Consider the following 19,045-nt stretch of genomic DNA (forward strand, 5'->3'; position numbering starts at 1 on the left):
AAGGGTCGCTCCAACCCACTTCACGACAGTCAGCGCGGCCACATGAGCCTGCGTTCAGCCCGCTCCGGCGGGCTTTTTCATGCCCGGAGGCCGGATGGCCGCTAACACCAAAGACCCGAAGGCGATCAGCCTCCTGGATCTCCAGGCGATCGTCGCGGCCGAGATCGAGGACTCCAAGTCCTACATCGACAGCCAGCTGGCCAAGGACCGCAACGAGGCCTCGGAATACTACCGGGGCGCGCCGTTCGGCGATGAGGAGGAGGGGCGTTCCCAGGCGATCAGCCGCGACGTGCACGACACCGTCAGCGCGATCATGCCCAGCCTGATGCGGATCTTCTTCGGGCCCGACAAGGTCGTTGAGTTCGTTCCGCACGGGGAAGAGGACGTGGAGATGGCCGAGCAGGCCACCGACTACGTCAACTACATCTTCACGCGCGACAACCCTGGCTTCCTGATCCTGACGGCGGTCTTCAAGGACGCCCTGGTCCGCAAGACCGGCCTGACCAAATGGTGGTGGGACGATTCCGAGGAGGTCCGGACCGCTCGTTACTCGGGCCTGACCGACGAGGCGTTGACCCTCCTCCTGGAGGACCTGGCCGGCGCCGAGAAGGCCGACCTGGTCGACTCCGAGCAGGACGCCGACAACCTGCTGTCGGTCACAGTCAAGCTGACCCGCAAGCGCGATCGCGTCCGGGTCTGCGCGGTGCCGCCCGAGGAGTTCCTGATCGATCGCAACGCGCGCTCGATCGACGACGCCACCTTCGTCGCGCACCGGACCATGAAGACCGTCTCCGACCTGGTCGCCATGGGCTACGACAAGGACGAGGTGCTCGAGGCCTCCGAGCAGGGCGACGAGCTGGCCTACACGCCAGAGCGGCTCAACCGGAACCCCTACAGCCTGTCGGTCGGCTCCACGGCCAATCCCGACGAGGCCAGCCGCCTGGTGCTCTACATCGAGAGCTACCCGATGGTGGACACCGACGGCGATGGCATCGCCGAGCTGGTGAAGGTCTGCACGATCGGCCCCACCTGCAACATCGTGCACTGGGAGCACACCGAGAGCCGCAACTTCGCGGACTTCTGCCCGGATCCGGAGCCGCACACCTTCTTCGGCCAGTCGACGGCCGACAAGACCATGGACGTCCAGCGCGTGAAGTCGTCGCTGCTGCGCTCGGCCCTGGACAGCCTGTCGCTGGCGATCAACCCCCGCACGGTCGTTAGCGAGAAGCAGGGCGGCGAGAACGTCGTCGCCGACGCCATGAACACCGAGATCGGCGCGATCATCCGCTCCGACGACGTGACGGCGGTCCAGCCCATCGTCGCTCCGGACGTCTCGCCCTCGGCCTTCCAGGCCATGAACTACATGGACCAGATCAAGGAAGCGCGGACGGGCATGTCGCGCGTCGCCCTGGGCCTCGATCCGCAGGCCCTGCAGAACACCACGGCCACGGCCGCCGCCGGCCAGTTTGGCCAGGCGCAGCAGCACATCGAGCTGATCGCCCGGATCTTCGCCGAAACCGGCATGGTCCGGATGTTCCGCGGGATCCTGCGCCTGGTCGTCGAGAACCAGCGCCAGACGCGCATGGTCCAGCTGACGGGCAAGAAGTTCGTCCCGATGGATCCGCGCGGCTGGCGTTCGGACATGGACGTCATCCCCAACGTCGGCATCGGCGGCGGGACCGACCAGGAGCGGGCCCAGGTCCTGACCCTGGTCCTGCAGAAGCAGGAACAGATCCTGCTCACCAAGCCCGACAACCCGATGGTGGGCCTGGACGAGTACCACTACACGCTCAGCAAGTTCCTGCAGCTGGCGGGCTTCAAGAACCCCGACGCCTTCTTCAAGGACCCCAAGGACGCGCCGCCGGCGGCGCCGCAGCCGCCTCCGCCCGATCCCAACCTGGTCAAGGTGCAGCAGCAAGGCCAGCTGGAGCAGCTGAAGGCCAGCCAGGCCCACGAGCTGGCCCAGGCGCAAGCGGCCGCGAACGCCGCGCTCCAGGAGCAGGAGGCCGCCCGCAAGCACGAGCTGGCCGTCCGCGAGATGGACGGGCGCCTGGCGATCGAGGAGGAGACGAACCGGCGCGAGCTGGAGCTGAAGGAACGGCTCCTGGTCTCGGAAATGGAGCTCAAGCGCCGCGAGGTCGCCGCCAAGCTGGGTCTCGACCTGCTGCCCGCCGCCATCCGGCCGCCGGCGGACGACGACATCAACACCGACGCCTATTCCGACGTCCAACCAGGTGGTGAGCCCGGATGACCGAAGAACAACGCAGCCGCGCCCTGCGCGCCCGGGCGCTGCTCGGCGATGAGACGCTGCAGGAGGCGCTCGACGCGATCGAGGCCGGCCTGATGGCCCAATGCAGGGGGACCGCGCCGGGCGCCGTCAGCCTGCGCGAAGAGATCTGGGGGGAAATCCGAGCCCTTCAGTCCATCCGGACCAAGCTGAAGAGCTGGGACACGGATCTGACCGTAGCCGAGCGCCAGGCCGAGCGCCGGCGCTAAACCCCAGGACCATACATGACCATTTCCAGCACGCCTGAGAGCACTGGGATCACGGAGGCGCAAGCCGCCGAAACCTTCGAACGCATGCTAGCCGGCGACGGTGACAGCGACGCGGGAGAGGTGTTGGAAGGAGAGATCCTTCAGCCCGGCGAGGATGACGGGGCCGACCAGGCCGCCGCCGACGAGCCGGAAGAGCCCGAAAACCCGGAGGAAGATCCCGACGGCGACGACGGCGAGCAACCTGAAGTCTTCACCGTCAAGATCGACGGCCAGGACGTCCAGGTCACGCTCGACGAGGCGCTGCGGGGCTACCAGCGGGAAGCGGACTACACCCGCAAGACCCAGGCCCTGGCCGCCGATCGCAAAGCGTTCGAGGACCAGCAGAAGGCCGAGGTCTCGGGGGAACGCAAGCGGACCAAGGAACTGCTGACGGCCCTGGAGGCGCGTCTGGCGGAGCCGGAAGACACCGAAGACCTTGAAGCGCTGCGCATGAGCAACCCGGGCGAATACGCCGCCCGGATCGCCGATCGCATGCAGCGCGAGGAAATCGCCCGCGCCGCCAAGGCTGAACGCCAGCGGCTCGAGGCGGAAGAGGCTCGCGAAGAGCTGGCGACCAGGGAAACGACCGCCAAGGAGGCCATGGGGAAACTCCTGGAGGCCATCCCGGCCTGGAAGGATCCCAAGGTCGCCCAAGCGGACATGTCCAAGATCACCGATTACGCCAAGGCCATCGGCTACGCCGACACGGACCTCAACGAGATCCTCGATCACCGCCTGTTCATCATGGCCAAGGACGCCGCGGCCTACCGCGCGCTCCAGGCCAAGAAGCCTCAGACCCAAGCCAAGGTTGAAGCTGTCAGGACGGCCCGGCCGGGTACGGCGCAAACCAGGACCTCGGCTGTGACCGAGAGCACGCGAGCGAAGCAACGCCTCGCCAAGACGGGCCGCGTCGATGACGCCGCGTCCGTCTTCATGCACCTCATCCCAGACTAGGAAAGGGCCATTCGATGGCCATCGCTACCAACGCGTTCTCGACCTATGCCGCCAAGGGCATCCGCGAGGACCTGTCCAACACCATCTTCAACATCTCGCCCGTCGAGACCCCGATGCTCTCGAACATCGGCAAGCGCCCGGTCAAGGCCGTCCAGTTCGACTGGCAGACCGACAGCCTGGCGGCAGCCTCGACCACGAACGCCATCCTGGAAGGCGGCGACAGCACCGCCGACGTCACCAACCCGACCACCCGGGTCGCGAACGTCACCCAGATCTCCGAGAAGCCCTGGACCATCACCGGGACCCTCGAAGCGGTCGATAAGGCCGGTCGCAAGTCCGAAATGGCCTACCAGATGGCCAAGAAGGGCAAGGAGCTGAAGCGGGACATGGAGGCGACGATCACCTCCAGCCAGGTGGCCGTCACCGGCGGCTCCACCACGGCCCGCAAGACGGCCGCCTTCGACAGCTGGCTGGTGACCAACACCGACAACGGCAACGGCGCCACGGGTGACTACGCCTATACGGCCACCCCGATCACCGCCCGCACGGTGGCGACCGCCGGCAATATCCGCGCCTTCAGCGAGAACATCCTGAAGAACATCATCAAGAAGCAGTGGACCTCCGGCGGTCAGACCAAGCTGCTGATGGTCGGCCCGGTGAACAAGCAGCGGACGTCGGGCTTCACCGGCATCGCCGAGATCCGCAAGGACGCCGGCAAGGGCCAGGCCACCATTGTCGGCGCCGCGGACATCTACGTCTCCGACTTCGGCGACGTGGAGGTCGTTCCCAACCGGTTCATGCCGGAGGATCGGGCCTACCTGATGGATCCGGACTACGCCAAGCTCGGCGTCCTGCGCCCGTTCTTCACCGAGGAGCTGGCTAAGTCGGGCGACGCCAGCAAGTACCACATCCTCACCGAGTACGGCCTGCAGGTCGACAACGAAGCGGCCCACGCGGTCGCCCGGGACCTGCAGACCACCTAATCGCCTACCACCACCTCTGAACCTCGCGAAAGGGCGCTCCGAAAGGGCGCCCTTTCGCGTTTTCGACGGAGAGGCCATGAGCCGCCGGTTCTTCGACTACGACCCCTTCACGGGGATCACCGAGTGGTTTCACGCCACCGACGACGGCGAGGGCTTCACGCTCGAGGCCACCCAGGACATCACGGCGATCGTCGACGCCAACAAGGCGGCCTTCAACGAGTTCAGCTCGGGCCGCGACAGCTTCGGCGACGGGGCGACCCTCAACGGCAAGTCCCACGTCGCCCGCATCCCCGCCGTCATCCACGCCAAGCTGACCCGCGAGGGGATCATCCGTGATCCCGTCGCCCTCAAGCGCTGGCTGAACGACCCCGACAACGCGGTTTTCCGCACGCGCCCAGGTGTCCTTTGACCACGAAAATCCTCATCGGCGTCCCGGCCCGCGACACGGTCATGACCGGGTTCGCGCACGCGATCACCACGCTGGTCGCCCGCACGGCCGTCAGCGCCGACGTCGAGATCCGCCTGACCTTCTCGGCCGGGACCCTGATCTGCGACCAGCGCGACAAGCTGGCCAAGGAAGCCCTGGCCTGCGGTGCCGACTACCTGCTGTTCATCGACAGCGACATGCGCTTCCCGGCCGACGCCCTGCTGCGCCTGCTGGCGCACGGGGAGCCGATCGTCGCGGCCAACTACAGCACCAGGCGCGCGCCGCCCGAGCCGGTGGCGTTCGCTCAGCTGAGCACTGCCGAGAAGCTCTACACCCGGCCCGACAGCACGGGCCTGGAGGAGTGCGCGGCCGTCGGGATGGGCCTGATGCTCATCGACTGCAAGGTCCTGGCCCAGATGGCCAAGCCGCTGTTCTTCATCCCCTACATCCCGGCGATCGACGGGCACTGGGGCGAGGACGTCTGGTTCTGCAACCAGGCCCGCAAGGCCGGTTTCGCCACGATGATCGACCATGACCTCTCAAAGGAGGTCAAGCACATCGGCCTGCGCGAGTACGACTACCTGGACGCCGAAGTCGTGCGCGAGGAGGTCCAGGCGCAGTGGCGCGAGGGCCTGAGCCGCGACCAGCGCCAGGCGGCCGGCTAGGCGATGTCGTTCGCCAGCTACGCGGCCCTGCAGGCGACGATCGCCGACTGGATCAACCGCGCTGACCTGACCGTTCGGATTCCGGATTTCATCGGCCTGGCCGAGGCCTCGCTCAACCGCCGGCTCAAGTGCCGGCAGATGACCGAGCTGAAGACGATCACGATCAGCGCCGAGTCCTACGCGGTGCCGTGCGGCTTCGCCGGCGTGGAGTCGTTCCGGCTCAACACCAACCCGGTCAGCGCCCTAGACTTCCGCAACGTCGAGGAGTTCGACGACGTGGCCCTGGACGCCGCCTGCGGGCCCGGCGTGCCGCGCTACTACACGATCTCGGGCTCGAAGTTCTTCTTCTCGCCCACGCCCGACGGTGAGTACCAGGCGCGGATCCGCTACCGCGCACGCCTGCCCAAGCTGGCGGAGAACGGGACCAACTGGCTCCTGGAGGAGCATCCCGACGCCTACCTCTACGGCGCGCTGGCCCATTCCGCGCCCTTCCTGAAGGACGACGATCGCCTGCCGATGTGGGTGGCGACGTTCGACCAGGTCCTCCGCGACATCAATCTCGACGGCTCGCGCCAGGCCGTGGGCGGCCGGCCGGCCGCGCGCGTCAAAAGGATCGGCTGACATGGCCACCACGGCAAATTTCGGCTGGGAGATCCCGGACGTCGACGAGGATTTCGACACCTGGGGCGACATCCAGACCACGCTCTTCAACGCAATCGATGCGCAGCTGAAGGCGGTCAAGAACACCGCCGACGCGGCCGCCGTCGCCGCGACCATCAACGCCCTGGTCACCGCGGCCGCGCCGACCGGCAAGGAAGACCGGTTCTACCTGGCTACGGCCCCGGCCGGGTGGGTGGCAGCCAACGGCGGCACCATCGGCAGCGCGGCCTCGGGAGCCACTACCCGGGCCCACGCCGACACCCAGGCGCTGTTCACGGCGCTCTGGGGCGCGCTCAGCAATGCCGACTTCCCCATCCAGGACTCCGCGGGCTCGGCGTCGACGCGCGGCGCCAGCGCGGCGGCCGACTTTGCGGCCAACAAGCGGTTCCCGCTGCCGGATCGACGCGGTGAGGGTGATCGGGGCTGGGACAACGGCCGCGGCGTCGATCCGGGCCGAACCCTGGGCTCCTCGCAGCTGGACGCTGTCCAGGGCTTCTACATGTCGCTGCCCGGGCTGCGTCAGGGCGGCTCCGGCGCCAGCTTCGCCGGCTCGGGTGCGGGCGATAACCCGACCCTCATCAACCAGACGGGCGGCCCGATCGACGACGGAACGCACGGCGTGCCGCGGATCGCGAGCGAAACCCGCGGGCGCAACGTCGCCGCCCTGATCTGCATCAAGCTCTGATGTCGTACGTCACCGTCGACCTTCCGCCGGGGGTCTACGCCAACGGCACGCCGTACTCGGGCAAGGGACGCTTCATCAACGCCAACCTCTGGCGCTGGTATTCGGGCGAACAGCGGCCGGTCGGCGGCTGGGTGCTGCACACCGAGGCCACGGTCTCGGGAAAGGCGCGGGCGATCATCGCCTGGAAGTCCAACACCAACACCGCGTGGGCCGGGATCGGCACGCACAGCGGCCTCTATTCGATGTCCAAGTCCGGGCACGTGGCCGACATCACCCCGGTCGGCTACCAAGGGGGCAGGGCGGACGCCTCCCTGGGCGGGGGCTACGGGTCCCTGGCCTATGGCACGGGCGTCTACGGCCGGGCCCGCGCGTCGACGTCCGACGTGATCGACGCCACCGTCTGGTCGCTCGACACCTGGGGCCAGAACCTGGTCGGCTGCACGGCCTCTGACCAGAAGATCTACGAATGGCCGCCCGGTAGCGCGTCGCCGGCGGCGCGCATCACCAACTCTCCCGAGGCGCGGGCGATCGTCGTCACCGCTGACCGGATCATCATGGCCCTGGGCGCGGGCAACCCGCGCCGCGTGGCCTGGTGCGACCGCGAAAACAACACCGTCTGGACGTCCACGGCGATCAATTACGCCGGCGACTTCGAACTGCAGACCGTCGGTCGGCTGATGTGCGGCCGCCGGATCACCGGCGGGACGCTGCTGTTCACCGACGTCGACGTCTGGCTGGCGTCCTTCCTTGGCCAGCCCCTGGTCTATGGCTTCACGCGGGTAGGCTCGGGCTGCGGCATCATTTCCCAGTCGGCCGCCGTGGTGACCGACAGCCAGGCCGAGTGGATGAGCACCAACGGCTTTTGGAGCTACAACGGGTTCGTCTCGCCGCTCGAGTGCGACGTGCATGACCTGGTGTTCTCCGACATCAACCTGCTGCAGGCCTCCAAGATCCACGCGGTCCACATCTCCGCCTTCGGCGAGATCTGGTGGTTCTACCCGTCCGCCGGCAGCGACGAGATCGACCGTTACGTCAGCCGCAACTATCGCGAAAACCACTGGAGCGTGGGCGAGCTGACACGCCTGGCCGCCACCGACCGCGGCGTCTACCGCTTTCCGGTGATGGTCGATGACGTCGGCCGGATCTGGGACCACGAGAACGGTCTGAACCACGGCGGCGCCCGGCCCTTCGCCGAAACCGGGCCGATCGAGATCGGGCAGGGCGACAACGTCTTCTGCGTCCGCGAGATCATCCCGGACGAGCGCACCCTGGGCCAGGTCGAGGTGTCGTTCACCGGCCGGTTCTACCCGAACGGCCCGGCGACCGCCTACGGGCCCTATAGCCTCTCCCAGCGCACCGATTGCCGCCTGACGGCGCGCCAGGTCGTCGTTCGTTACACGGCCGACGACGGTGTGGACTTCCGTGTCGGCGCTTTCCGCTTCGAAGGCGTTGCCGGGGGGCTGCGATGACCCCGCTTCCCAAGCCCTCGGCCGCCTACGACGCAGGCAACGAGTCTCAGGCCCGGCGGATCATCGAGGAGGCCGACCGCTTCAATCGCAAGCGCGGCCAGGACCTCGAGATCGTCGGCGCCGAGCGCCTGATCATCTCCGACAGCGTGACCGGCCAACGCGGCGTCCTGTCGGTCGCTTCCGGAGTCCTGACATGGACGGCCTTATGACCTCCGATTGGGCCCGCTGCAGGCCCTGGATAGAAGCGGCCCTGGAATACGGCCACGGGACCCACACCATCGACGACGTCGAGGCGGCGATCGCCGCCGGCGAGGCGACGTTCTGGCCCGGGCCCAACGCGGCCATTGTCACCGAGCTGGTGGAGCTGCCCAGGGCCAAGGTCGTCCATTTCTGGCTCTGCGGCGGCGACCTGGAAGAGCTGCAGCGGATGCGGGCCTACATCGAGGGCGTCTCGATCGCCCAGGGCTGCACCAAGGCGAGCACGGCGGGACGCCGCGGCTGGGCTCGCGTCCTCAAGAGCGACGGCTACGACTTCGGCTGGGAAGTCTGCGTGAAGGAACTGACATGACCGTAGGCGCGAGCAAGGGGACCTCCAAGTCCAAGAGCACCAGCACCCAGACCACCTCCCTGGATCCGGTGACGGCCGCCCTGCAGTCGGGCAACTACGCCCATGCCCAGCAGGTCGCGGCCACGCCCTATCACACCCTGGACGCCGACCAGATCCAGGCCCAGATGAACCCCTACGACCAGGCCGTGGTCGACACGACCCAGGCTGACCTCGAGCGTCAGCGCCAGATGGCCGTCAACGCCACCGGCGACGCCGCCGCGGCCGCCGGCGCATTTGGCGGATCGCGCCACGGCGTCGCCGAGGCCCAGACCAACGAGGCGGCCCAGCGGACCTCGGCCGGGATCCTCGCCCAGCTGCGCCAGGCCGGTTTCGCCCAGGCCCAGGGCGCCGCGGCCAGCGAGAACAGCTCGGCCAACCAGTTTCCGCTTCTTCTGCAGCAGCTGCTCAACCAGTCGCTCGCCGGCGTCCAGGGCGCCCAGACGACCACGGGCAGCGGCACGACCAAGGGCAAGACCACGAGCCTGTCGGGCTCCTACACCTACGCGTAAGGGCGACGATGGCCGGTATCATGCAAGCGCTGCTCAAGCCGTCCGCCGGCGTGGCCCAGGCGCAGGACTACAAGCCCTCGGGCTGGCGGATCCTGGACGGCCTGCTGGCTGGCCACAGCGTCACCAGCACGATCGACAGCGAGCGCGCCAAGCGGGCCGCCGAGATCAATTCCGAGCGCCAACTCAGCATCCAGGACCAGCTCCTGAAGGCGCTGATCCCGGGCGCGGCCGGCGCCGCCACGCCAGCAGCGCCGGCGGCGCCGCCGGCGGCTGCACCTGGTCGCATCGGCGTGCCGGCCCTGCTGGCGGCCAATCCGCCCGCGGCGCCCGTTCCAGCGCCGGCGGCCGCGCCCGCCGCGCAGCCGATCGGCGGCCTGACCAACCTGCGCGACGCCGCGCCGGTCCTGGCGGCCGCCCAGTTCGCCGGCGTCCCCGGCGTCGACAAGCTGGTCGACCTGCTGGACAAGGTGAAACCTTCGTTCGACATCGCGCCCAACGGGGCGGCCTACGACAAGTACGATCCCAAGAACGCCGGCCGGGTGTTTCCCAAGCTGGGCGAGGGCCAGGTCGGCGGCGCCGACGGAGTCTCGCTGGCGCCCGGGTACGTCGATGCGGTGCGCCAGACGGCGGCCGCCACCGAGGGGGCCAAGGCCGACCTCGATGTCATCCCCGTGCAGCTGCGCGACGGCCGCACGGTCCAGATGCCCCGCTCGCAATACATCGCCCTGCGCCAAACGGGCCAGGCTCCGGACGTGGGCGTCTCCCAGGCCCCCGGGGAGCGGGCCTACGCCGAGGCCGCCGGCCGAGGCTTGGGCGGGGCGCTGACCCAGATCATGGATGTTCCCCAACCGGACGGCTCCTCGATCAAGATGAGCGTGGCCGACTACCTGGCTTTGCAGGGCCTGTCGGTCCCGGCCGGGGGCCTGCCACCCGCGCCTGGCGCTCGCGCCGCCCCGCGCCGGCCGGCCATGGGGGTGTCGCAAACTCCGGGTGACCGCGACTATCAGGGCTCGATCGCCAAGGACGCCGCGGCCCAGTTCAAGGGCTATGTCGATCGGGGCGCCACGGCGCCGACCCGCATCGCCCAGTTCGACCGCCTCGAGAAGCTGCTGGGCGACTTCGAAGGCGGCAAGCTGTCGGGCACGACGACCGAGATCTATTCGGCGCTGAACTCGCTGGGCATGGGCGGCCTGGTCCCCAAGGACCTGCCCAACCGCCAGGCGGCCCAGGCGCTCAGCGCCAACATGCTGCTGACAGCCATGGGCGGCAGCCTGGGCGTGGGCGTGTCCAACACCGACCGCGACTTCCTGGAGAAGACCATCCCGGGCCTGGGGCAGTCCGCCGGCGGCCGCCGCCAGATGATCCAATACGGCAAGGCCGTGGCCGGCCGGGACCGCGACGTCTCGCGGGCGGCCCGTGGCTGGCAGAACAAGTACGGCCGGATCGACGCCCTGGATGACCATGGGCGCTCGTTCGAAGAGAACCTGATGGTCTGGTCGGCCAAGCACCCGCTGTTCGCCCAATGACCGACTACCGCCAGCTCGCCGTCGAAGAGGCGATCGCCCAGGGCGTGGATCCGCACCTGGTCCTGCGCCAGATGCGCAAGGAGAGCGGCGGCGACCCGGGCGCGGTCTCGCCCAAGGGCGCGCGCGGCCTGATGCAGCTGATGCCGGCGACGGCGCGCCAGCTGGGCGTGGATCCAAGCGACCCCGTCCAGAACATCCGCGGAGGCGTCACCTACATGAAGCAGCAGCTGGACAGCTTCGGCGGGGATCCTCGTCTGGCGGCCGCCGCCTACAACGCGGGCCCGGGCGCGGTGCGGCGCTATGGCGGCGTGCCGCCCTATGCCGAGACGCAGGACTATGTTCGCACGGTCGCGGCGCCGTCGCCGACGGCTGCTCCGGATCCCGGCTATGACCAGGACGTGTTCGGCGGGCTGGGCGACGGCGACCCTGTCGCGCCGGCGACCCCGGCGGCCGGCGGCGTGCCCGGGCGTCGCAACGCCGACGGCTCGATCGACATCGGCGACATCGACCGCTCCACCAACCCCGAATTCCTGGCGCGCCAGCGCGAACGCCTGGGCTATGACCCGGACGTGTTCCCTGAGCCGGCCGCGCCGGTCGGCACGACGCCGGCCGAGCCGACGCATCGGCCGAAGACCTTCCTGGGCGACATCTCCGACGTCATCGGCGGCTCGATCGACAAGCTGAAGACCGACTCCAAGGCCTACTACGAGGACTCGACCAGGCCGAAGACGCGAAAGGAGTCGGCGCGGCAGTTCATGACGGATCCGCTGGGCCTGAAAGACGCCATGCAGCTGGGCGGTGTAGTTGCCGACGCCGCCGGCGTGGCCCTCTCGCCGATCGGCGGCCTGATGCACGCGGTCCTGCGGCCGACGAGCGAGGCGATCGCCGAGCATGTGCCGATCTATGAATCGGGGCTTCCCGCCTTGCTGCGCGGCCCGTTCGCGCGCCCACGCCGGCTTTCAAAGGAAGAAGGCGCACAGGCTCTTGAGGGCGACCTGGGTGTTGCTCTGACGTCGGGCATCCCGGCCAAGGGCCTGGCCGGCGCTGGGCTGGCATCCGAGGCTGCGCAAGCGGCGCGCGCCGGGTCGACCGCCGCGCCGCAGGGCTTGGACCTGCTCGGCGCGCTCAAGCGCGGGCTGGGGCGCGATCGCGCCGCCGAGGGCCTGGCCGACCGCATGAACTTGGGTCGGAGACCTCCTGGCGCTACTCCGCCGCAGGCGGCGGCCGCGCCGATCGCCGCGCCGGCGCCGCCTCCGAGCGCGCCGGCGCCCGGCCTGAACCTGACGGGCAAGAACGCTCGTGTTCTCAAGATTCTGGCCAAGGCCCTCGAGCGCGACGGTCGCAGCTATGACCAGGTCCTGACCGACCTGTTGGCCCGCTCGCCACACACCATGCCGTTCGAGATCGCCGGCGAGAACCTGGTCGGCCTGGCCGAGCACGCCGGGCAGATCCCGGGTCCTGGCCGCGATTTCGGGATCGAGCGTCTGACGCAGCGCTCGGCGACCGCGCCGGACCGCATCAAGAAGGTCGCCGACAGCGCTTTGGGCGGGTCGGACGAGTATTTCAAGACCAGGAACGACCTGATCATCCGCCGCGCCGAGGAGGCAAAGCCCCACTTCGAACTGGCCTTTCCCAAGCCGGTGGACGCCGACCATTTTGAGAGGGTCTTCCGGCCGATCGTCGCGCGGCTTCCGAAGGGGGCGATGGAAAAAGCCTACGATCTCGCCCGCCAGGATGGCCGCGTGCCCGAGGAGCTGGGCCTGCAGCGTGGATCCGCCGTCGAGGGCCGCGTCACCAGGCCCGCGCCGCCGGAAGAGGTCTCGGCCGAGGACCTGGCCGCTCTGCGCACCGGCAAGAAGGCGCCGAGCCAGGGCCCCGGGCTGCTGGAGTTCGTGTCCAAGAACGGCGGGCTGAAGGACTTCGGCGGCGAGCTGCGCGCCAAGGATCTGGACATCTGGCATCAAAAGCGCCCGTTCGTGGCCAAACTGCTGCGGCCTGACGGTCTCAGCGACGAGGCCATGGCCCAGAAGCTGTTCGAGGCCGGCTACTTCCCCGAGAAGGTCGCCGGCCGCATGAACAGCGCCGACAACATGACCCGGGTGACCGCCCAGGACCTCTACGACGCCATCGACCAGGAACTGGCGGGCAAGCCCCGCTACGCCCGCGCCTCGAACGATCCCGGCCGGGCCGCGCGCCTCGATGAGCTGGAACGCCGGCTACGCGAGGCCGGCGTGGATCCTCGCACCGCCACGCCCAAGCAGGCCTCGGCCGCCCTGGGCCAGTTGCGCGACGACATCGCCCGCAACGAGGCCTTCGCCCGCGAGCAGGGGCACGCCCCGGCCCCGGGCGACGACGACCTGGTGCACGTCACCAATCCGACGCTGGAGACCCTGCACTACGTCAAGATGGGTCTGGACGAGGCCCTTGAGAAATTCCGAAACCCGGTGACGGGAAAGCTGGAACTGGAAGCGACGGCGGCCGGCAGGGCCGGGCAGAAAACCCGTCACGATCTGGGCGAGGCCTTGCGCGCGACCGATCCGGACTATGCCGCCGCGATGCAGGTCTGGAGCGAGCGCAGCGCCGATCTGCATGCCCTGAAGCTCGGGCGGGATCTCTTTTCGCCGAAGTTCGACATGCAGTCCGAGCAGCTGGCCGACACTTGGGCGAAGATGTCCAAGACCTCCAAGGACCACTACCGCAAAGGCGTGGGGGAGGCCCTGGTCGCCAAGGTGCGCGCCGGCGGCGGGGTCAAGACCATGCGCGACGTCCTGCGCTCGGATGAGTTCCAGGACCGCGTGCGCTTGGCCTTCAAGGGCCAGAAGGCCTACGAACAGTTCATCGCCAACGCGACGCGCGAAGTGAAGATGCAGGAGCGCTTCAACCAGGTGAACAGCGGGTCCCAGACCTTCCGGCGCCAGGCGCAGGCCGATATCACCGGGCAGGATGGACTGGACGCCGGCGACCTGGCCGACGCGGGCTTCACCGCCGTTACCGGCAACCCGGGCGCGGCGATCAAGGGCGTCACGCGCAAGATCTTCAAGACCGAGGCGATGAAGACCCAGGACGTGCTCAGCGACCCGGCCGCCAACAAGCTGCTCGCCGAGGCCCTCTACGGCGACGGCGACACGATGAGGCTCCTTCTGCAGCACCTGAAGGGCAAGCCCAAGGCCACGCCGGCTGACCGCTATGGCCGATTGGATCTGGCCCGTCCCGCGGTTCCTTCAGGCGAGCGCAAGGAGCGGCGCTAGCCCGCTCCGCTCGGGCCGACCTCGCCCGACTCCAACTCCGACCTTTTCAGCCCAGCCGGCTTGCCGCGTTGGGCTTTTTCGTGAGTCCCCCACATGACCTGCTCGTTGAGCGCCGCTCGCGGCGCCGATCTGGCGTACGCCTACGCGTTCCCGGCCGCCCTGGACGTGACCGGCTACACCGCGCGCCTGGTGGTCTACGCCAGCCGGGGCGGGGCGACCCTGCTGACCGTGACCAGCACGCCGACGGCGAACGGCTCCTTCGCCGCCTTCGACGGGCAACGGCTAGAGGTCCACGTCGAGGCGGCCGACATCGATGCGCTCCCCCAGGCCAGCGTCCCGACCGAGCCCAGCCTGCTGCAGTACGATCTCTTCCTGACGTCGGTGGACCTGACGGAGAAGCTCGCCGGCGGCCTGTTCAAGGTGCAGCCGGTCGGCGCGGCCGTGTGTGGCTGCGAGGGCGACATCGAGGTCATCGTGGGCGGTTGCGACGTCTCGGTCGAGTTGGTCGGCCCCCGCGGCGCCAACGGCGTCACCGTGCCCGTCTCGGTCTTCATGACGACGGTCCTGCCCTCGGCCAACGGCGAGGAGGTCCGCGAGGCCCTGGGCGACGACGGCTACCTTTCCCTGGGCGACGTCGCGGTCAACGCGTCGCCCTCGGTGAACCGCGTCAACTATCAGGCCATCGCCCAGCGCTGCGCCGACGAAGGCAAGACGCTCTGGATCCCGCACGGCATCGGGCCGATCGACGGTACGATCGACGTGGACGGCTATTTCAACATCGATGGGTGCGGCACGCTGCGGGCGAACGGCATCAATGCGCCGATGATCCGCATGTCGTTCAACGGCGGCGGGGTGATCTTCGCGCCGACGGTGAAGAACGTCGCCTTCTTCAATGAGACCACGGCGCTCAATCGCAACAGCGCCGCCCTCGAGTACGTCGGCGAGGGGACCTATGCGCTCTATCCCGTCTTTCTCAACCTGGCCTCCTACGGCTGCTACACGCTGTTCCGCAACAAGGTCGGGACCTTCCCCGGCCCGTTCGGCAACGAGACCTATCTGAACTGGGGCACGGTGCAGTCGTGCCGGGCCTATAACCATCCCCTGGGGGAGAACGGCCGCCACCTGGTGCACCACACCCGCGGGTCTGGCACTGGCTGGACCTATCGCGACTGCAAAGGCGAGCTCGACTTCCCGATCGGGCCGTACGGCGCCGAGCTGGTGGGTGTGCCGGCTTACGTGCGCATCGACGGGGAGCCCGGTGACGTCGCCGGCGACGTGATCTTCGACGGCCACGTCACTGGCTTGCAGGCGGCCTGCATTTCCGTCGACGGCGGCCTGAACTACCGGGTCAACGTCAGCATCTCCACCCTGACCCAGATCGACGCGAGGGCCGAGCTCGCCGTCTTCTACGACCCCCAGCCGGTCTTCGTGTTCGGCGCCAATATCAGGCCATCAGCCCTCGGCGGCGGGATCAACATCGCCAGGGGCCTGCCTAACGACCTGCGCGGCTCTCGCCTGGAGGGTTACGGCTTCCATGAAGCGACCTCGGGCAACTTCAGCAACGCGTTCACCGCGGACGCCCACACTGTCGACGTCTGCCGCGTCACCATGGCGCCCAATCACTCCACGGTCTGCACGGTGCACGCCGAGGGCCTGGTCGGCGGCGTTGGGCGCGGCCAGCGCCGCGCCGTCTTCAGCATTCGCCACGACGGCACGAACGTGGTCGTGACCGAGATCGCCGCCTTGGGCTTTGTCGATCCCCCCGCGCCCGGCCCTAGCTTCCTGGCATTCTCGACGCTCATTGAGGACAGCCGCGTGACGATCAAGCTGAGTTTCACCTCCTCGAGCGGCTCGGACATCACCTGGCAGTTTCGCGGGGAGGGCGGCGCGTGTCGCTATGAAGAGGGAGGGAGCACGCTGTGACCTATTCCACGCGAACCAGCCGCTGGTCGGCCATGAGCCCCAGCTTCGAGCTCCATGACGTGATCGGCGCCGATGACCTCGAGTTCCTCGGTACGGTTCGCTGCAGGGACGTCAAGGCCGTGCAGGGCCCGTCCAGCACTTGGCTCGCCTTCAAGGGCCAGCCGAGCTTGGGGCGGGCGACGAACTGCCTGGGTGAGTTTGCGAGCCTGGCCCTGGCCGCATCTGCCGTTGCGGCTTCCGCTTCCTAGCGAGGTCGCCTCCGCGGCGACGCCTTTGCGCGTGCCGGCGAGAAGTTTTCACACATAAAGGAGTCCGGCCATGCTGGATAAAGACCGGCTGCTGGCCGGGCTCGCGGCGTTCATCGTGAGCGTCATCTGGTGCGGCATGGCCTTGGTGCCGGTCGTATTCGCCGACCCGCCGCCGGGCGCGCGGACGCTCGCCCGGGCGTGCGTCGAAAAAGCGCTGGCCGCGATCGCCGCCTTCGCCGCCGGCTCGCTGTCGGCGCCGTGGGCGGCGACCTTCGTCAACCAGGTCGTCGCCAAGTACCTGGGCCTGCCCCTGCAGGTCGACGCCCTGACCGCCGGCGTGGCGATCGGCGTGCTCGTGGCGATCCTCGTCGCCGACCCGACGGCCAGGACGCGCCTGGCCGGGTGGGCTTCCCGTAAAATCAAAGGAGTCCTGCCATGAGCTGGCTCGTCCTGGTCATCGCGATGCTGTGCCTGGTCGGCGTGGCGTCGTTCGTCTTGCGCGCCCGCCTCCTGGGCGAAGAGGGGACCGCGTTCCCCGGCGCGCGCTTTTCGACCCTGGCGCTGATCGACCTGGCGGCCGCGGTGATGGCGATCCTCGCGATCTCCGTCCTGGTCGGCCGACTGCAGCCGCCGGCCTGGTCGGCGATCGGCGTCCTGCTCGTCGATATCTACGGCGTGGTCGAGCTGGTGAAGCTCTTCCGCCGGCGCTCGATCGGCGGCCAGGTCCTGGGCCCGCGCCGATGACCTGGTCGTACTCGCAAAGCACCGGCGAGCTGCGTCAGGCGGGCCGCGTCGTGGCCAGGGGCTATTCCGGCGCCGGCAAGACCAAGGAAGCCGGCCGGAACAACCCGGTCATGGAAGCGGTCGTCGCCACGGGTCCGATTCCTCGCGGGCTCTGGCGGATCGGCCCCGCCTACAAGAACGCCAACCTGGGCCCGATCTGCATGAACCTGGACCCGGTCGGCCATGACGCCCACGGGCGCACGCTGTTCCGGATCCACGGCAACAACCGCGTCGACGACGCCAGCCACGGCTGCATCATCCTGGGCCCCACGATCCGGACGATGATCGCGCAGAGCGCCGACAAGATGCTCGAGGTCACCGAATGAAGAACGCCCTCTACGGCGCGATCGGCGCGTTCCTGGTCGTCCTCCTGGTCGGCCTGGTCGGCGCCCGGGTTGAGGTCTCCTCCCTGACCAAGGACCGGGACCGATGGCGCTCGAGCGCCGGCGAGTACCTGAAGGCCGCCGGCGCTTGGGAGGCCAGCTATCGAAGCGCTTCGAGCAAGCGTGCGGACGAGGGGCAGCGGGCGATCACCGCCACCAACCTGGCCGCCCTGGCCTGCGACGCCCGCGTCGCGGCCGCGCGCCGATCGGCCGGCGCCATCCAGACCATCGTCTCCAAGGATCCGATCTATGACGAAGCACATTGCCCTGTGCGCCGCAGCGTTGGCTTTGACCTGCTGCGCGACGCGACCGGCGCCCCGACCCGCTGAGATCCCGCCGCCCAGGGCCGTCGACGTGCGGATCTGCGCGGATGTGCCGGCGTCGCCGGCGATGCCCGCCTCGGCCGATCTGGTTCAACCCGAGACGCCGGCGGAGAAGACCGCGTTCGATGCGTTCATGACCTGGGTGGCCCAGCTGGTCGACCACGACGCCGGCGTCACCGCCCGGGCGGAGCTCGCCAAGGCGGAAAGCTGCCCCAAGGAGGGTTGACCCTTCTGCTCAGACTGAGAATATGGCTGCGCTCTGACACGCCACATCCGCCCTGAAGAACGCCCCTCGGCCTCGGCCGGGGGGCGTTTTTCGTTTCGGCGGTCACACCAAGCTGGGCTCCGGCTCGGGAGGGAAGTCCCGCACGACGTGCAACGTGCCCGCCGGCGCGGGCGCGAGGATCTCTGGCTGCGGCCGCGTCAGATCCAGCCAATCGCGGCCGCCCTCGGCCGACAACAGGACCACCTGGCGGTCGTGGTAGGGGACGATGTCCGGACCAGGCTCAGTCGTCAGCATGGTCCAGCAGCCGTTCTTGACGATGCCGGCGATCCAAAACAGCGGGTTGTCGGCCATCGTGAATTTCCAGCGCGTCTTTCGCTTCTGACCAGGCTGCGGCGCGGTGAACTCATAGAAGGCGTCGGCCGGGATCAGGACGCGGTCGCTGCCGGAGAAGTCGCGATCGTCGGAGCGGAAGTTGAAGACGGGCCCCTTCGGGCCTGGCCAGCCCCACTTCGTCATCGAAACCACGGCCTGGTCGCCGACATGCCGCACGATCGGTGCGGCCTCCGTCATCTTGATCTCAGGGCGGGGCTCGAAGTTGGACGCCTGACCGTCCCAGACGACGGGCAGCTTCAGGACCTTGTTCCAGGTGGCGAAGAGGTCGCCGGTCTTGAGGCTATAGAGGTTGCACATCAGGGCCCGTCCCAGAGTTTCAGATGCCACCAGCCGAGCGGCGCGTGCTCGGGATCTCCAAGCGCGTCGATGAACAGCTCCGCGAAATAGGCGCCTTCAGCTCGCGCCTTGACCTCGTCCGGAGGCGCGCCTTGGCCATGCTCTTCGGCGTCCGGTTCCCGACTCGGCTTGGGGTTCTTGTTCTCGGTCATGGGGCAACCC

23 protein-coding genes are annotated in these 19,045 nt (G+C 68.7%); 21 read left to right on the forward strand and 2 right to left on the reverse strand.

Annotated features, from left to right (window positions below; translation table 11 throughout):
* Positions 1-94 precede the first annotated feature (94 nt).
* The 21 genes from G3M57_RS09010 to G3M57_RS09110 all read left to right on the forward strand — a co-directional run bounded on the left by G3M57_RS09010 (position 95) and on the right by G3M57_RS09110 (position 18,154).
* Positions 95-2,251 (forward strand): portal protein, encoded by a 2,157-nt coding sequence (locus tag G3M57_RS09010; RefSeq protein ID WP_163230066.1) that lies wholly within the window; start codon positions 95-97, stop codon positions 2,249-2,251.
* Positions 2,248-2,496, forward strand: coding sequence for a hypothetical protein (locus G3M57_RS09015; protein ID WP_163230068.1), 249 nt, complete (start codon positions 2,248-2,250; stop codon positions 2,494-2,496). Before G3M57_RS09010 ends, G3M57_RS09015 begins: the two co-directional genes overlap by 4 nt.
* A gap of 15 nt (positions 2,497-2,511) precedes the next feature.
* Positions 2,512-3,489, forward strand: coding sequence for a hypothetical protein (locus G3M57_RS09020; protein ID WP_163230069.1), 978 nt, complete (start codon positions 2,512-2,514; stop codon positions 3,487-3,489).
* A gap of 14 nt (positions 3,490-3,503) precedes the next feature.
* Positions 3,504-4,472 carry a DUF5309 domain-containing protein gene (locus G3M57_RS09025; RefSeq protein ID WP_163230071.1) on the forward strand — a complete coding sequence of 323 codons (969 nt, stop codon included), beginning with the start codon at positions 3,504-3,506 and terminating at the stop codon, positions 4,470-4,472.
* A gap of 76 nt (positions 4,473-4,548) precedes the next feature.
* Complete coding sequence (locus G3M57_RS09030; RefSeq protein ID WP_163230073.1) at positions 4,549-4,881, forward strand: hypothetical protein; 333 nt, start codon at positions 4,549-4,551, stop codon at positions 4,879-4,881.
* Between the two features lie 41 nt (positions 4,882-4,922).
* Positions 4,923-5,564, forward strand: coding sequence for a glycosyltransferase family 2 protein (locus G3M57_RS09035; protein WP_163230075.1), 642 nt, complete (start codon positions 4,923-4,925; stop codon positions 5,562-5,564).
* Positions 5,565-5,567: 3 nt separating this feature from the next.
* Positions 5,568-6,185: a phage adaptor protein gene (locus tag G3M57_RS09040; RefSeq protein ID WP_163230077.1), complete on the forward strand. Its 618-nt coding sequence runs from the start codon at positions 5,568-5,570 to the stop codon at positions 6,183-6,185.
* A 1-nt stretch (position 6,186) separates the two neighbouring features.
* A complete protein-coding gene (locus tag G3M57_RS09045) occupies positions 6,187-6,909 on the forward strand; it encodes a hypothetical protein (protein WP_163230079.1) in 723 nt (240 codons plus the stop codon).
* On the forward strand, positions 6,909-8,378 hold the full coding sequence (locus tag G3M57_RS09050; RefSeq protein WP_163230081.1) for a hypothetical protein: 1,470 nt from the start codon (positions 6,909-6,911) through the stop codon (positions 8,376-8,378). Before G3M57_RS09045 ends, G3M57_RS09050 begins: the two co-directional genes overlap by 1 nt.
* Positions 8,375-8,587, forward strand: a complete 213-nt coding sequence (locus G3M57_RS09055; protein ID WP_163230083.1) for a hypothetical protein — start codon at positions 8,375-8,377, stop codon at positions 8,585-8,587. Before G3M57_RS09050 ends, G3M57_RS09055 begins: the two co-directional genes overlap by 4 nt.
* Complete coding sequence (locus tag G3M57_RS09060) at positions 8,572-8,946, forward strand: hypothetical protein (RefSeq protein WP_188916274.1); 375 nt, start codon at positions 8,572-8,574, stop codon at positions 8,944-8,946. Before G3M57_RS09055 ends, G3M57_RS09060 begins: the two co-directional genes overlap by 16 nt.
* Positions 8,943-9,494 (forward strand): hypothetical protein, encoded by a 552-nt coding sequence (locus G3M57_RS09065; protein ID WP_163230087.1) that lies wholly within the window; start codon positions 8,943-8,945, stop codon positions 9,492-9,494. The genes G3M57_RS09060 and G3M57_RS09065 overlap by 4 nt, the downstream gene beginning before the upstream one ends.
* A 20-nt stretch (positions 9,495-9,514) precedes the next feature.
* Complete coding sequence (locus tag G3M57_RS09070) at positions 9,515-11,020, forward strand: hypothetical protein (protein WP_163230089.1); 1,506 nt, start codon at positions 9,515-9,517, stop codon at positions 11,018-11,020.
* Positions 11,017-14,268 carry a lytic transglycosylase domain-containing protein gene (locus tag G3M57_RS27140; RefSeq protein ID WP_208789664.1) on the forward strand — a complete coding sequence of 1,084 codons (3,252 nt, stop codon included), beginning with the start codon at positions 11,017-11,019 and terminating at the stop codon, positions 14,266-14,268. Before G3M57_RS09070 ends, G3M57_RS27140 begins: the two co-directional genes overlap by 4 nt.
* Before the next feature lie 93 nt (positions 14,269-14,361).
* The gene (locus G3M57_RS09080) at positions 14,362-16,191 is read left to right on the forward strand and encodes a hypothetical protein (RefSeq protein ID WP_163230091.1); all 1,830 of its coding nucleotides are present in this window, start codon (positions 14,362-14,364) and stop codon (positions 16,189-16,191) included.
* Complete coding sequence (locus G3M57_RS09085; RefSeq protein WP_163230093.1) at positions 16,188-16,439, forward strand: hypothetical protein; 252 nt, start codon at positions 16,188-16,190, stop codon at positions 16,437-16,439. Before G3M57_RS09080 ends, G3M57_RS09085 begins: the two co-directional genes overlap by 4 nt.
* A 70-nt stretch (positions 16,440-16,509) precedes the next feature.
* On the forward strand, positions 16,510-16,878 hold the full coding sequence (locus G3M57_RS09090; RefSeq protein ID WP_163230095.1) for a hypothetical protein: 369 nt from the start codon (positions 16,510-16,512) through the stop codon (positions 16,876-16,878).
* Positions 16,875-17,183: a hypothetical protein gene (locus G3M57_RS09095; protein WP_163230097.1), complete on the forward strand. Its 309-nt coding sequence runs from the start codon at positions 16,875-16,877 to the stop codon at positions 17,181-17,183. Before G3M57_RS09090 ends, G3M57_RS09095 begins: the two co-directional genes overlap by 4 nt.
* Positions 17,180-17,548: a tlde1 domain-containing protein gene (locus G3M57_RS09100; RefSeq protein WP_163230099.1), complete on the forward strand. Its 369-nt coding sequence runs from the start codon at positions 17,180-17,182 to the stop codon at positions 17,546-17,548. Before G3M57_RS09095 ends, G3M57_RS09100 begins: the two co-directional genes overlap by 4 nt.
* Entirely contained in the window at positions 17,545-17,934 is a 390-nt protein-coding gene (locus tag G3M57_RS09105) for a hypothetical protein (RefSeq protein WP_163230101.1), read from the forward strand. Before G3M57_RS09100 ends, G3M57_RS09105 begins: the two co-directional genes overlap by 4 nt.
* A 25-nt stretch (positions 17,935-17,959) precedes the next feature.
* Complete coding sequence (locus tag G3M57_RS09110) at positions 17,960-18,154, forward strand: hypothetical protein (protein WP_163230103.1); 195 nt, start codon at positions 17,960-17,962, stop codon at positions 18,152-18,154.
* Positions 18,155-18,256: 102 nt separating this feature from the next.
* On the opposite strand, the gene G3M57_RS09115 is transcribed toward G3M57_RS09110, so the two are convergent.
* Positions 18,257-18,844 carry an SOS response-associated peptidase family protein gene (locus tag G3M57_RS09115; RefSeq protein WP_163230105.1) on the reverse strand — a complete coding sequence of 196 codons (588 nt, stop codon included), beginning with the start codon at positions 18,842-18,844 and terminating at the stop codon, positions 18,257-18,259.
* On the reverse strand, positions 18,844-19,035 hold the full coding sequence (locus G3M57_RS09120; RefSeq protein WP_163230107.1) for a hypothetical protein: 192 nt from the start codon (positions 19,033-19,035) through the stop codon (positions 18,844-18,846). Before G3M57_RS09120 ends, G3M57_RS09115 begins: the two co-directional genes overlap by 1 nt.
* Between the last annotated feature and the right edge of the window lie 10 nt (positions 19,036-19,045).

Origin of the sequence: Caulobacter rhizosphaerae, from assembly GCF_010977555.1 — a bacterium.
GTDB classification, from domain to species: Bacteria; Pseudomonadota; Alphaproteobacteria; order Caulobacterales; family Caulobacteraceae; genus Caulobacter; species Caulobacter rhizosphaerae.